This is a genomic window from Acinetobacter sp. AOR41_HL (assembly GCF_027854645.1).
Taxonomy (GTDB): Bacteria; Pseudomonadota; Gammaproteobacteria; order Pseudomonadales; family Moraxellaceae; genus Acinetobacter; species Acinetobacter nosocomialis.
Window position 1 is genome coordinate 115,991 of the sequence record NZ_JAKTHZ010000022.1, and the last position, 15,503, is coordinate 131,493.

Sequence of the window (15,503 nt, forward strand, 5' to 3'; positions counted from 1 at the left end):
TTTTTATTTTTACTCAATTTGGTTAATCAAGTTTTCCAACTCATCTTTGTCACGCTTCGGCGCTGTTCCTTGTGAAGGCTTCATTGCCGGAGGTGCTGCCTTAGATGGAATTACAATTTCCTCACCAGGTAGGTCATCAAAGTCATTATTGGTGTTAGCTTTCGGTTGCGGTGGTGCAGGACGATAGAGTGGACGTGCTAATGGTGGTGCAGCACGATATGTTTTCTTATCGCCTATTTCTGTAACGACAGCTTGTTTGTCACGAGAAATAGGTGCCTGAGCATCTTTTTCTAAACGAACCCAAGAAGCTGGAGTACCTTTTAGAGATTGATCCATAAAGTTAATCCAGATTGGTAATGCGGCAATACCACCATACTCACGACGGCCAAGTGTTGTTGGTTGGTCAAAGCCGACCCATGTAATTGCGACTAACTTGCCGTTGAAACCTGCAAACCATGCATCTTTTGCGTCGTTCGTTGTACCTGTTTTACCACCCAAGTCACTACGGCCAATTTTAAGTGCGGCACGACCTGTACCATGCTCAATTACGTCACGTAAGATATTTGCCATATCATAAGCAGAGCTTGATTTTAAAATACGCTGAGCTTGACGATATTGACTATTATTCTTATCAGTTTGTTTTAGGTTGAGCTGTTTAGCTGCTTTTTCTTTCTGTTCCAACTCTTTATTGGTCACTTCAACAACTTGATCATCTGGTGTAGTTGCCTGTGCATCTTCAGTTGTTTCAGGTGAATTAATACATGGAATACATGCATATTCTGGTTTAGCTTCGTAAATCACTTTACCGTATGCATCTTCAATACGTTGAATGAAATGTGGTTGGACACGGTAGCCACCGTTTGCAAACGTTGCATAACCTGTTGCCATCTGAATTGGCAATACTTGAGGTGTACCTAAAGCAATGGTGTAGTTACGTGGAATCTGATCTTCTTGTAAACCAAAATCCATGAATAACTGACGAGTACGTTCAATCCCTACAGTTTGTAAAAGTCTTACAGAGACGGTATTACGAGACAAATACAAAGCTCGGCGTAATGGGATCATACCTAGGTAACGGCCATCAGAGTTCTTTGGTGTCCACTTACCAATGGTAATCGGGCTATCGTTGACCATGCTATAAGGTGTCATGCCACGTTCTAATGCTAAAGCATAAAGGAATGGTTTGATGGTCGAACCCGGCTGACGCCAGCCTTGTAAAGCACGGTTAAATTTTGATTGATAGAAATTATAACCACCAACAATTGCTTCAATGGAGCCATCATTTGGATTAATTGCAATAAGCTGACCTTGAACTTTAGGTACTTGAACTAACGACCATGCAGTTTTAGCTTCATTTGGACGTAAACGAACAATATCTTTAACTTTAACAATCTGAGATGCACGTGAAGGTGCTCCACCTACGCTATTTGCATTGCGATAGGGGCGGGCCCATGACATGCCAGACCATTGCACAGTGACTGTTGAACCATCTTGCATTAAGGCTTCAAAAGAGTTGTTATTTACCTTGGTGACTTCCGCAGGGTAGGTGTTGGCATAAGCTCTAAATTGGCTTAATGGTTTGTCATGTGCTTCTGCTCCACGCCAGCCATGACGACGGTCATAAGCCTCTAAACCATCTTGTACAGATTTTTCTGCAATAGCCTGACGTTGGGCGTTAATGGTCGTGTAAACCTTATAGCCTGAGTCAATTGCTTGTTCACCAAAGTGTTTTACAAGCTCTGAGCGGACCATTTCACCTGCATATGGGTGAATATTATTTAGGTCACGGTTGGGCATATTCAAGTTGATCGGCTCTGCAACAGCCTTTTGATACTCTGCTTGAGAAATATAACCGAGCTGCAACATACGGCCTAAAATCCAGTTGCGGCGTTCAAGTGCCCGTTCTGGGTTAACCACTGGGTTGTATTTAGATGGTGCTTTCGGTAAGCCAGAAATCATAGCCATTTGAGCAATGCTGAGCTCATTAATACTCTTGTTATAGTAAATTTTTGCAGCAGCTGCGATACCGTAAGCATTTTTACCCAAGAAAATCTTATTCACATAAAGACTTAAGATGTCTTCTTTAGATAAGTTTTGTTCAATTTTTCGGGCCAAAAAGATTTCGGTTAGTTTGCGTTTTAAAGTTCTTTCTGGGCTTAAATAATAGTTTTTTGCAACCTGCATTGTGATGGTAGAACCACCTGTTTGCACATCAGACCCAGTAACACTTTCACTTAAAGCACGGCCTAAACCTTTAAAGCTAATGCCGCTGTGTTCGAAGAAAGAAGAATCTTCTGCTGCTAGGAATGCATGAATAAACGTAGGAGGAATTTGTTTGTATTCAACAGGAATAGAAAGTTTACCACCGTACTCAGCAATAAGTTGGTTGTCGGCTGTATAGACTTGCAAGGGCTTTAAAAGCGGTGCTTTTTTTAGTGAACTCATTTCCGGGAGGGTTGGGGCAATATAGAGATACATGCCATAAAATCCCATCGGAAGTGAGACTAAGATAATAATAATGATCAAAAAAATTGGACGCACGAAGCCCAAACTGGATAGCTTTTTCATGATAAGTAAGCTTTAATAAGATCGAATACAAACTAATTGTGGTCAGTATAGCCTTTAGACATGCGGATTGTTAGATGAGATATTGTATCCGTGTAAAAATAAAGACCGAGATTATTGGTTTGTAATTTTTTTTGGGGATAAAAAAATAATAGGACAATAGTGTGCTCAGGTTATATCGTAAACCTAATAAGGGGTTAATGGGCGTCGATATTAGTTCGACTTCTGTTAAGTTGTTAGAGCTCTCTGTCAAGAACGGTAAATATTGGGTAGAAAGCTATGCTTTGATGCCTTTACCTGAAAACAGTGTAGTTGAAAAAAATATCTTAAATCCAGAAGCAGTAGCAGAAGCTTTGGAACGGGCGATGAATTTAGCAAATCCCCAAACCACTAATGCTGCAATTGCTGTTCCAACATCGACGGTTATTCATAAAACTATCGAAATGGATGCAGATATGAGCGATGACGAACGTGAAGTTCAGATTCGTGTAGATGCGGAGCAGTACATACCGTTCCCGCTGGATGAGGTGAGCCTTGATTTTGAGGTTTTGCCTGATCGCTTGCTGAATCCAAATCGAGTAAATGTTCTTTTGGTCGCAACAAGAACGGAAAACGTTGAAACACGTGTTGAAGTTCTTGAATTGGCAGATTTGAATCCTAAACTGGCAGATGTCGAGAGTTATGCAGTCGAACGTGCTTTTAGTGTGTTTGCTGATAGCTTGCCGATGGGCGCAAATACGATAGGAATTTTAGATATCGGCCATACCATGACAACACTATCGGTCATGCAAAATGGCAAGATTATTTATACTCGTGAGCAGGTTTTTGGCGGTAAGCAACTTACGCTTGAAATTCAAAGTCGTTATGGCCTCTCTCTAGAAGAAGCAAGCCGAGCTAAAAAAGACCGTACTTTGCCAGACGATTATGAAATTGAGGTACTAGATCCATTTCTAGATGCTGTGGTTCAGCAGGCGGCCCGCTCATTACAATTCTTCTTTTCTTCATCTCAGTTTAACGAAATAGACCATATTTTGCTTGCAGGTGGCAATGCGAATATTCCAGGTCTTGCCAAGCTTTTGCAGCAAAAATTAGGCTACCGTGTCACTATTGCCAACCCATTTTTACAAATGGGTTTTTCTCCTCAAGTCGACGTTCAAAAAATCGAAAATGATGCTTCATCTTTAATGGTGGCATGCGGCTTGGCTTTAAGGAGTTTTGATTAATGGCAACAATTAACTTACTACCTTGGCGTGAAGAGCTAAGGGAACAACGAAAAAAACAATTTATAAATCTATGCTTTGGGGTGGTTGTTTTGGGGATTACAACCGTATTTGGTGGATGGTTCTATTTTGATCATAAATTAGATGATCAAGAACAAGCAAACCAACTTATTAAAAGTACAAATCAAAACCTTGATCAGCAATTAAAAGCATTAAACGGTTTACAAGAGCAGCGTGATGCCATTATTGAGCGTATGAAGTTGATTCAAAATTTGCAGAGTCAACGGCCAGTAGTGGTGCGATTAGTTGATGAGCTCGTTCGAGTCACGCCACCAGCAATGTATCTAACCAAATTCAGTCGAGTGGGGGATAAATTTACGATCGAGGGTAAAGCTGAGAGTCCAAATACAGTAGCTGAATTGCTTCGTAACCTTGAATCGTCTCCTTGGTATCGTAATGCTTTTATGAATTCTTTCTTGGCTAATGAAGATAAAAAAGATAAGACTGCGAGTTCTCTTCTTCCTAGGGTGGAAGATAACTATGGCAGTTTTGTTGTGACTGTCGATTTGGGGGAAATGGGCGTGACCACAACGAATAACGATGCTGATAAGCCAGCCGTAGCGAAAGACACGGGGGCAGCCAAATGAGTCAAGATGAACTGCAAGAATTATCATTAGAGCAATCAGCTTCAAAGAAAAAGAAATTTAATCTCGATAAATTCCTTCAGCAATTTAATACGCTTGATATGAACAACTATGGTAGTTGGCCAATATCTGTAAAAATTACTTGCTGGATTTTTATTTTCTTTGCTGTATTGGCTTTGGGTTATTTTGTTGCTATTCAGCCAAAGCTACAAGCAATTGATAATGCCCAAGCTCAGGAAGGTAATTTATTAAATGAATTTCGAGAAAAAGACTCGAAATTACGTAATCTTCAGCAGTATCAAGTACAGCTTCAAGAGATGCAGGCAAATTTCAACCAGCAATTAGAACAATTGCCGAAAGAAACAGAGATTCCAAGTTTAGTTGAGGATATTAACTTAACTGGTGTGAACTCTGGATTGAAATTTAAAAATATCCGTTTAGAGGATGAAGTAAAGCAGGAAATTTTTATTGAACAACCAATTGCCATCGAAGCAACAGGCGACTATCACGCTTTCGGTGCTTTTGTAAGTAGTATCTCTGCTTTGCCACGTATTGTGACGATGCATGACTTTGTTGTAGAGGCTGCTCCAGCTAAAGATAGTAAGTCAGATATTCCTGTGCTTAATTATTCTATTAAAGCCAAAACCTATCGATATATAGGAGCACCAGAGCCATCGGCACAACCAGCTAAGGCTGCAGCGGCGAATGCACCAACTAGCCCTAATGCTCAGCCGAAATAGGAGAGTTATGATGAAAATTAAGCAAATTACTCTTTATATTTTGGCCTGTGCCGCTCTTGTGGGATGTGATTCAAGAATTGACGCAGTCAATCAGCAAATGGCAAGTATTCGCAATCAGCCACCGCTCCCTATTGAACCAGCGCCGATTTTTACCCCTGTACCACAATTTAATTATGCTGCTCATCAATTAAAAAGCCCGTTTATGCCAAGCTCACTGGCAGCTGAGCTTAAAATTATGGCCGGGAAGCGAGTGTATCCAAATTTCTCACGTGCACCGCAACCATTAGAAAACTATGCACTTGAAGCCTTAAATATGAAAGGAAGCATGCGTAATAATCGTGGTCAAATATTGGCTTTGATTCAGACACCGGATCATCAAATTGAACGGGTACAAGTGGGTAATTATATGGGCATGAATCAGGGCCGTATTACTCATATTAGTCCAACCCAGATTGATCTGGTCGAGATTGTGCCAGATGGTCGAGAAGGCTATGTCGAGAGACCGAGAACTTTGGTCTTGATTGGGCCTGCACCCTAAAACTTAGGGAATAACAACGAAAAAGTATTTTTAAAGATTATTTAATTGGGGATGGTCAGACAATGAATCAGGTATTCCGTCAGTTTTCTATGGGGGCTGTAGCTGTTGCAATTATGCAGGCTGCATCTGCACAGGTCAGCATGACCAATATAGTACCAACGCAAGTTGCAGGTCAGGGCACAGAAATTAGAGTTATGTTTAATGGATTGCCACCACAGCCACAGGCTTACCAACTTGAAAATCCGTCACGTTTAATATTAGATTTTGATAAAGCTCAACAAAGTTTAAAACAGTCTAAAATTGCTGTTGCAACCAATGAAGCAAGCTCTGTAGATGTAACTTCAGATGATCAACGTTCACGTTTGACTGTAAATTTAAAAGATGCTGGAGCGTTTACAACACGTGTGGAAGGTAATACTTTCATTTTAAAAATTAATTCGGTCCAACCGAATAATAAACCTGTACCAGTAGTTACTGCACAACCACAAGGTATTTCAAACATTGGATTTCAGCGTGGTAGTCAGGGAGAAGGTTTAGTTGTTGTGGATCTTTTGGGAAGTAATACACCTGTAGATGTTCAACAACAAGGCAGTAAAGTTGTTATAAGAACTTTAGGTACAAAAATTCCGGCACATTTGGCGCGTCGTCTAAATGTAAATGATTTTGCAACACCAGTCTCAAGTATTGATGCTTATAATGATAAAGGTGCTGGTGTAATTACTATTCAGTCATCTGGTAGCTACGAATACATGGCATATCAGGCTGAAAATAAGCTCACAATCAGTTTGAAACGACCACAAGATAAAAATGTAACTTCTTTATATAAAACGCCAAATTATTCTGGAAATAAGCTTTCGCTAGATTTTCAAGACATCGAAGTGCGCCGTGTTTTACAGCTCCTTGCTGATTTTACGGGAATCAATATGGTGGCTGCTGATAGTGTGCAAGGTAATATCACGCTACGTTTAAAAGATGTACCTTGGGATCAGGCTCTGGATATTATTTTAAAAACTAAAAATCTTGATAAACGTCGTAATGGGAATGTGATTTGGATTGCTCCTGTTGCAGAGTTGATTAAAGCGGAAGAGGAAGAAGCGAAAGCTGTAGCGCAAAGTGTAAAACTTGCTCCGTTACAGACAGAGTATATTCAACTTAAATACGCTAAAGCTGGCGATATTATGGGTTTAATTACTCAAGGCTCAAATAATAGTAATGGCTTACAACATACTTCTGGTGGAGGAACTTCAACTTCAACCAATTTAAATACTGGCGTTGATAGTCTTGGGAATAATGTGGGTAGTTTACTTAGCCCTCGCGGTACCATTACTCAAGATGACCGAACTAATACTCTTATTATTAATGATACTGCTCAGTCGATTGATCAAATTCGAAAAATGATTGACTTGCTTGATGTGCAAGTTAAACAGGTTATGGTTGAAGCACGTATTGTGAGAGCGTCTACGTCGTTTACCAAAGAACTTGGTGTGAAGTGGGGCATTCTTTCGCAAGGTATTACCAATAATAAAAATTTGTTGGTTGGTGGTAGTGAAACAACTTTATGGAATCTGCGCGAACCTAAAAAAGATGAAACTACAGGTGGGTATAAATATACGATTGAGCGCCCAGATAATTTAAACGTTGATTTGGGGGTTTCTAATCCTGCCGGTAGTATTGCCTTTGGTCTTATTAGTATGTCGGACTTCATGTTGGATCTTGAGCTCTCAGCTTTACAAGCCGATGGTTATGGTGAAGTAATTTCAACGCCTAAAGTGATGACCGCCGATAAGCAAACTGCGAAAGTAGCAACAGGTCAACAAGTTCCATATCAAACTACAACAAATTCTGCTGCAGGCTCAACAGCCACAACATCATTTAAAGATGCATTACTAAGCCTAAATGTAACTCCAAGTATTACGCCTGACGGTAAGATTCAAATGAAATTGGATATTTCTAAGGACTCTGTAGCAGGTGCGGCCCCAAATGGTGAATTAATTCTGAATAAGAATAATATTAATACCAATGTGCTGGTTGATAATGGAGAGACCGTTATTTTAGGTGGTGTATTCGAGCAAACAACGACGAATTCTCAAACCAAAGTTCCGTTTTTTGGTGATATTCCTATTGTAGGGCATTTATTTAGAAAAGATGTAAAGTCTGATGATAAGCAAGAATTATTGATTTTCGTAACACCACGAATTGTTAATGACACTTTAGCTAGAAATCATTAATATATTTTTTAATGAAAGCAATTGAAATAGGTGGCGCCTTGCCAAGCAAAGCGTTTGAAACCCTGCCAAATATTTATTTGGTAGGGCCCATGGGGGCAGGAAAAACAACCGTTGGACGTCATTTAGCAGAACTATTAGGGCGTGAATTCTTAGATAGTGATCATGAAATTGAGCGCAAAACAGGGGCGACTATTCCCTGGATTTTTGAAAAAGAAGGAGAAGTTGGATTTCGTACCCGTGAAACTGTGGTCTTAAATGAGCTCACTTCACGTAAAGCATTAGTGCTTGCTACGGGTGGTGGGGCGATTACTCAAGCACCTAACCGAGAATTTTTAAAACAACGTGGAATCGTTATTTATTTATATACTCCTGTTGAATTACAACTACAAAGAACTTATCGGGATAAAAACAGACCCTTATTACAAGTTGAAAATCCTGAACAAAAATTGCGGGATTTATTAAAGATTAGAGACCCCCTGTATAGAGAAGTTGCACATTATACGATTGAAACAAATCAAGGTGCTGCACGTGATCTCGCACAAAAGATTTTGCAACTTATTCTAGCGAACAAGTTAAAATAGACGAACTGACTAGTGGTTTTATAAATTCATGCAAACTTTACATGTTGAATTAGGCGAACGCCGTTATCCTATTTTTATTGGTAGTCAACTTGACCCGAAACAGTTACTCGAGCCATATATACATGGTCAACAGGTCATGATTGTAAGCAATGTTACGGTTGCACCATTATATTTAAGCCACTATCAAGAAGCATTAAAAAGTCTGGGTAAAACGGTTGCGACTTGTATTTTACCTGACGGCGAAAAATATAAAGATATTCAACATTTAAATTTAATTTTTGATGCATTGCTTGAAGCCGGCTTTAATCGCGATTGTACAGTTTTAGCTTTAGGTGGTGGCGTGATTGGGGATATGGCGGGTTTTGCTTCTGCTTGTTTCCAACGTGGCGTTTATTTTGTACAGGTTCCTACGACATTGCTTTCACAAGTCGATTCGAGTGTTGGCGGAAAAACAGGAATCAATCATCCGCTTGGCAAGAATATGTTAGGTGCTTTTCAGCAACCACAAGTCGTTTTAGCTGATATGGCACAATTGAATACATTGCCAGAACGTGAGCTTTCGGCCGGTTTAGCTGAAGTGATCAAATATGCACTTTTAGGTGATGCTGATTTCTTGGTTTGGCTTGAAGAAAATATGGATGGCCTTGTTTCTAGAGATGCTGATTTACTTGCAGAAGCTGTCTATCGTTCATGTGCTCATAAAGCGCGTATTGTTGCGAATGATGAGAAAGAACAAGGTGAACGCGCTTTACTTAATTTAGGTCATACTTTTGGCCATGCGATTGAGTCGTATCTAGGTTATGGTACTTGGTTGCATGGTGAGGCTGTTGCAACTGGTATGGTGATGGCAGCAGATTTATCACAGCGTTTGGGCTGGATCTCAAATGAAGATGTAGCTCGTACAAAAAAAATCATTCAACGTGCGAATTTGCCGATATCATGTCCACAAATTCCATTGGATGATTTCCTTGGATATATGGCTCATGACAAAAAAGTTCTTAATGGACAATTACGTTTGGTGTTGTTAAAGCAACTTGGACAAGCAGTAATTACCAAGGACTTTGATGTCGAATTGATGAAACAAGCTATTTTGGCGAATCAACACGGATAACAAATAAGGTAAAGCATGACTGTATCACGTACACTTTGGCAGAATGTTCAACAATATATCTGGTTGGTTGGTGGTATTGCCTGCTTATTGCTTGCTTTTATTTTTTGGGTAATTACAGATAGCAAAAAACTGGTTGAAGTTGAAAAGTCCGCTGACTCTGAGGCGCCTGTACAAATTCAACCAGAGAAAGTTGCTACAACACCTAACCTAGGTGCTTTGGCTGATGAGGTTCGTCCACTCGATTTAACTACACGTACTGTGGCTTCGGGTGAGCATGAACCTGAGTTTCGCGGTACAAAGTTTATTAATGAAAATAAAAAACAATGGACGCTTGAGTTATTTCGTGCCTCTGATGAAGATATTATTAAAAACTTTTTAAAAAATCGTACCGACCGTAATAAATTTATTTATTTCCGTTTAAGTGGGGAACAACAAGCAGAGCAGTATGTGTTGGTTTATGGCACATTTAAACGCTCAGAAGAGGCAATTCAGCAATTAACACAAATTAACCTGCAATTACCTGAGTCAGTTAAACCTCAGCCACAACAGTTCTCAAGTTATGCCTCACTGGTAAATGACTTAGGGGCAGATGAGATGAAAGGTGGCAATAATCAGCTTTATGAAGTACGTCTGCGTCCGGCTGCTTTACCTACAATTGATGAGTCATTATTGATGTCAGGAGTAGCTACGGGAACTGCCAATGCTCAGCCTAAAGCTCCTGCAACTAATTCAGCTACAAAAACTACGATTATTCGTCGTGATGCAGAAGGAAATGTGGTTGATGTACAGCAATCAAATTCTAATATTGATCAGCCTAATAGAATACCTCAAACACGAATCAATGAGGGACAGCAGAAAAATGCCACAAATGAGGGCACAAAAGGGAATTAATTTATCTAATAATATGCGCAAAAATGGTGCAAACTAATTATATGATAATATTTTTTGATCAGATGTGGTGCATATTTAGACATTTTTTAACATGATAACGCGAATAAAATAACTATATTTATAATAAATATAAGGGTTTAGTCTCATTTTTTCAATATGGCACACTTTTTGCTTTATTGTTGTGCTTATTAATGTGCTGCAAACTATTTTAGCCCTCTAAGAAGTGAATTCTATGCAGAGGCGTGGAGTCCAACTGCTTTAAAAGAGTGCGAAATAAGTCAAAACATTTTTCTAGCAAAAACCAGTGTACGTAAAAATGGAACAGCGTATATTGGCTTATCAGCCCAAAATTTTTTGTTTGCGAAACATTGAGCTAACTGTCATCCGTAGGCACTATCGCAAAAAGAAGTTGTTTGTTTGACGCTCGAAAGAGCCTTATTGAAAGAAGGGTACGCTATGCACATGCCATCGCCTAATACTGTAGCTCCCGCTCAAGGTTTATATCAGCCTGATGAGTTTAAGGATAACTGTGGTTTTGGACTGATTGCCCATATGAAGGGTGAATCAAGTCATCATCTAGTAGAAACCGCGATTCACAGTTTAAGTTGCATGACGCACCGTGGTGGTATTGCCGCAGATGGCAAGACGGGAGATGGTTGCGGCTTATTATTGGCGATGCCAAAGCAATTTTTCCGTGATGAAGCAAAAAAACTAAGTGATATTACACTAAGTGAAATTTTTGCTGTGGGTACGGTATTTTTAAATATTGATCCTGCATTAGCACAGCACTCTAAAAATATTTTAACAAAAGAAATTGAGTCAGAAGGTTTACGTGTACTTGCTTGGCGTATTGTCCCTACAAATAACGATGCATTAGGTGAAATCGCGCTTCAATCTTTACCGGCTTTTGAACAAGTCATTGTGAACTGTCCAATGGGTGTAACTGAGGTTGAATTTAACCGTAAGTTATTCTTGGCGCGTCGCCGTGCGGAACAACAACTTCAAAAAGATCCGTCATTTTACGTGACTACGCTTTGCTCGACAGTTATTAGCTATAAAGGCTTGATGATGCCTGCTGCAATTGCTGAGTTCTATACAGATTTGGCAGATGAGCGCTTAAAATCGCATATCGTGGTATTCCACCAACGTTTCTCTACAAATACATTACCGCGTTGGCCGTTGGCTCAGCCATTCCGTTACCTTGCGCATAATGGTGAAATCAACACGATTACAGCAAACCGTAACTGGGCGTTAGCGCGTACTCCTAAATTTGAAAACCCATTATTACCAGGACTTACTGAGCTTAACCCGATTGTAAACCGTACAGGTTCGGATTCTTCAAGCTTGGATAATATGCTTGAGATTTTGGTGGGCGGTGGTATGGATTTATTCCGTGCTTTACGTATGCTCGTACCGCCAGCATGGCAAAACGTTGAAACTCTAGATGCAGACTTGCGTGCATTCTATGAATTCAACTCAAAACATATGGAAGCTTGGGATGGTCCTGCTGGTCTTGTTATTCAAGATGGACGCCATGCGATTTGTATGCTTGACCGTAATGGCCTGCGCCCTGCACGTTGGGTAATTACCAAAAATGATTACATTACCTTGGCATCTGAAATTGGGGTTTGGGGCTATGAACCTGAAGATGTAGTTTCCAAAGGTCGTGTAGGTCCTGGTCAAATCTTGGTAGTCGATACTTTAACAGGTAAAGTACTTGATACTAAAGATGTTAGTACTCATTTGAAAAACATGCGCCCGTACCGTGAGTGGTTACGTGATCACGCGATTCGCTTAAATGCAAACCCAGAACTTGAAGAGCAACTTGTTGATAAAGGTTTAACTGGTGAAGCATTAAAAGCAGCTCAAAAAATGTTTATGGTGACATTTGAAGAGCGCGACCAGTTGTTACGTCCAATCGCTGAGAGCGGTCAGGAAGCTGTTGGTTCTATGGGTGACGATACGCCAATGGCTGTATTGTCTCGTCAAGTGCGTCATGTGACCGACTACTTCCGTCAACAGTTTGCACAGGTGACAAACCCACCAATTGACCCACTGCGTGAATCAATTGTTATGTCACTTGAAACCTGTTTGGGTCGTGAGCAGAACGTATTCGAACAAGGTCCTGAGCATGCTGATCGTATCATCATCTCTAGCCCTGTATTGTCAAATTCAAAAATGCAGCAAATCCGTACAATTGAGCGTGCAGGTTACGAGGCAGTTGATATTGATTTGAACTATGCTGAAACAGAAGGTTTACAAGCGGCAATTACGCGTATTTGTGAAGAATCTGCACAAGCTGTTCGTGATGGTAAAACCCTAATTGTTTTAACTGATAAAAACATTCGTGAAGGTTACTTACCTGCAAACGCTGCTCTTGCAACGGGTGCGGTACACCATTACCTCATTAAAACTGGTTTGCGTACTGATGCAAACATTATGGTTGAAACTGGTTTTGCACGTGATCCACACCAATTTGCGGTATTACTTGGTTTTGGTGCGACTGCTGTTTACCCATACCTTGCATATGACGTAATCAATGACTTGATTGCGAAAGGTGAGCTTTTAGGTGATCCGATTCATGCACAAGCAAACTTCCGTAAAGGTATTGAGAAAGGCTTGTTAAAAGTTCTTTCAAAAATGGGTATCTCGACAGTTGCCTCTTACCGTGGTGGTCAGCTTTTTGAAGCAGTAGGTTTATCATCTGAAGTTGTAGATCAGTGTTTCTTAGGCGTTCCGAGCCGTATCCAAGGTGCAACTTTTGTTGATCTTGAAAATGACCAGAAAAAATTAGCGGCGACAGCTTGGTCAAGCCGTAAGCCAATTGATCAGGGTGGTTTGCTTAAATTCGTATTTGGTAAAGAGTACCATGCGTTTAACCCAGATGTGATTAACTCACTACATAAAGCGGTTCGCTCTGGTAAATACGAAGACTTTAAAGAATATGCTGAATTGGTAAATAACCGTCCAGTAGCGACTATTCGTGACTTATTTAAGTTAAAAACAACTAATCCGATCCCAGTTGAACAAGTTGAATCGGTTGAAGATATCTTGCCTCGTTTCGACTCGGCAGGCATGTCTTTAGGTGCGCTTTCTCCAGAAGCGCATGAAGCCATTGCAATTGCGATGAACACCATTGGTGGTCGTTCAAACTCTGGAGAGGGTGGTGAAGACCCTGCACGTTACGGCACAATTCGTAACTCGAAAATTAAGCAAATTGCATCTGGTCGTTTCGGTGTAACACCTGCTTACTTAACTTCTGCTGAAGTTTTGCAAATTAAAGTTGCTCAAGGTGCAAAACCAGGTGAAGGTGGTCAGTTACCAGGTGGTAAAGTGAATGGCTTAATTGCGCGTTTACGTTACTCAGTACCGGGTGTGACACTTATTTCACCTCCACCACACCACGACATTTACTCAATTGAAGATTTGTCGCAACTGATTTTTGACTTGAAACAAGTTAACCCGAAAGCAATGGTATCTGTGAAGTTGGTATCTGAACCGGGCGTAGGTACGATTGCTGCTGGTGTTGCTAAAGCATATGCAGACTTTATTACCATTTCTGGTTATGACGGTGGTACTGCTGCATCTCCACTTTCATCAATTCACCACGCAGGTTCTCCATGGGAGCTTGGCTTGAGTGAAGCGCATCAGGCACTTCGCGTAAATGACTTGCGTGGCAAAGTACGTGTACAAACTGATGGTGGTTTAAAGACTGGTCTTGATGTTATTAAGGCAGCAATTTTAGGTGCTGAGAGTTTCGGTTTTGGTTCAACACCAATGATTGCATTAGGTTGTAAATATCTACGTATTTGCCACTTAAACAACTGTGCAACTGGTGTTGCAACTCAACAAGACCATTTACGTCAAGAGCACTATATTGGCGAACCACAAATGCTCATTAACTTCTTCCACTTTATTGCAGAAGAAACACGTGAATGGTTAGCGGCTCTTGGTGTAGCTTCACTTAAAGACTTAATTGGTCGCGTGGACTTACTTGAAGTATTACCGGGTGAAACTGAAAAACATGCTCACCTTGATTTAAGTGCATTGTTAACTTCTCATCCTGCTGCTGAAGGTAAAGCGCAGTACTGTGAAGTACAAGGTAATGCACCATTTGATAAAGGTGTATTGGCTGAGAAAATGGTTGCAGAAATGCTTCCTGCAATTGAGTCAAGTGCAGGCGGTCAGTTCAACTTTAATGTCGTGAACTGTGACCGTTCAATTGGTGCACGTGTATCGGGTGAGATTGCTCGTCGCTATGGCAACTTGGGTATGGAAGCACATCCGGTTGTAATGAACCTAACAGGTACTGCTGGTCAGTCACTTGGTGTTTGGAATGCTGGTGGTTTACATATCCGTCTTGAAGGTGATGCTAACGACTATGTAGGTAAAGGCATGGCGGGTGGTCGTATCTCGATCTTCCCACCAAAAGGTTCGCCTTTCCAAACACAAAATACAGCAATTATTGGTAATACTTGTTTGTATGGTGCAACTGGCGGTAAGTTATTTGCTGCAGGTACAGCAGGTGAACGTTTCGCGGTTCGTAACTCTGGTGCGTTTGCTGTTATTGAAGGTGCAGGTGACCACTGCTGTGAATATATGACTGGTGGTGTTGTGACTGTGCTTGGAAAAGTGGGTCATAACTTCGGTGCAGGTATGACAGGCGGTTTTGCTTACGTGCTTGACCTTGATAATGACTTTGTAGATTACTACAACCACGAGTTAATTGACTTAACCCGTATTTCAACTGAATCTATGGAAGATCATAAAGAGTTCTTGTTGCGTATTATTGACGAGCATATTAAAGAAACTGGTAGTGCTTGGGCTTATAAAATTCGCAATGAGTTCGATTTCTACAGCCGTAAATTCTGGCTTGTAAAACCAAAAGCTGCTAACTTGCAATCGCTTTTGAAAACTACACAAGCTGATCCACAATAATTCCACGACTGCAAAGACATAGGCAGGTGCGGGCAACAGGGAAATCC

The 15,503-nt window shown here is 40.6% G+C and carries 10 protein-coding genes; 9 read left to right on the forward strand and 1 reads right to left on the reverse strand.

What is annotated here, in order from left to right:
- Positions 1–9 precede the first annotated feature (9 nt).
- Positions 10–2,568 carry a penicillin-binding protein PBP1a gene (gene ponA, locus MKL35_RS08090; RefSeq protein WP_031982123.1) on the reverse strand — a complete coding sequence of 853 codons (2,559 nt, stop codon included), beginning with the start codon at positions 2,566–2,568 and terminating at the stop codon, positions 10–12.
- A gap of 161 nt (positions 2,569–2,729) precedes the next feature.
- Between ponA and MKL35_RS08095 the strand changes: the two genes are divergently transcribed.
- From MKL35_RS08095 to gltB, 9 genes are all read left to right on the forward strand, one after another.
- On the forward strand, positions 2,730–3,788 hold the full coding sequence (locus tag MKL35_RS08095) for a pilus assembly protein PilM (RefSeq protein WP_004711654.1): 1,059 nt from the start codon (positions 2,730–2,732) through the stop codon (positions 3,786–3,788).
- Entirely contained in the window at positions 3,788–4,432 is a 645-nt protein-coding gene (locus MKL35_RS08100; protein WP_032011715.1) for a PilN domain-containing protein, read from the forward strand. The genes MKL35_RS08095 and MKL35_RS08100 overlap by 1 nt, the downstream gene beginning before the upstream one ends.
- The gene (locus MKL35_RS08105) at positions 4,429–5,169 is read left to right on the forward strand and encodes a type 4a pilus biogenesis protein PilO (protein WP_004711658.1); all 741 of its coding nucleotides are present in this window, start codon (positions 4,429–4,431) and stop codon (positions 5,167–5,169) included. The genes MKL35_RS08100 and MKL35_RS08105 overlap by 4 nt, the downstream gene beginning before the upstream one ends.
- Before the next feature lie 10 nt (positions 5,170–5,179).
- The gene (locus MKL35_RS08110) at positions 5,180–5,707 is read left to right on the forward strand and encodes a pilus assembly protein PilP (RefSeq protein ID WP_004711660.1); all 528 of its coding nucleotides are present in this window, start codon (positions 5,180–5,182) and stop codon (positions 5,705–5,707) included.
- Positions 5,708–5,769: 62 nt separating this feature from the next.
- Positions 5,770–7,935, forward strand: coding sequence for a type IV pilus secretin PilQ family protein (gene pilQ, locus MKL35_RS08115; RefSeq protein WP_004884727.1), 2,166 nt, complete (start codon positions 5,770–5,772; stop codon positions 7,933–7,935).
- Between the two features lie 11 nt (positions 7,936–7,946).
- Positions 7,947–8,516, forward strand: a complete 570-nt coding sequence (gene aroK, locus MKL35_RS08120; RefSeq protein WP_002051689.1) for a shikimate kinase AroK — start codon at positions 7,947–7,949, stop codon at positions 8,514–8,516.
- Between the two features lie 28 nt (positions 8,517–8,544).
- A complete protein-coding gene (gene aroB, locus MKL35_RS08125; protein WP_004884725.1) occupies positions 8,545–9,627 on the forward strand; it encodes a 3-dehydroquinate synthase in 1,083 nt (360 codons plus the stop codon).
- Positions 9,628–9,642: 15 nt separating this feature from the next.
- Positions 9,643–10,518, forward strand: coding sequence for a hypothetical protein (locus MKL35_RS08130; protein WP_032011717.1), 876 nt, complete (start codon positions 9,643–9,645; stop codon positions 10,516–10,518).
- A gap of 462 nt (positions 10,519–10,980) precedes the next feature.
- Entirely contained in the window at positions 10,981–15,456 is a 4,476-nt protein-coding gene (gene gltB, locus MKL35_RS08135) for a glutamate synthase large subunit (protein WP_171057467.1), read from the forward strand.
- The last annotated feature ends 47 nt before the right edge of the window (positions 15,457–15,503 follow it).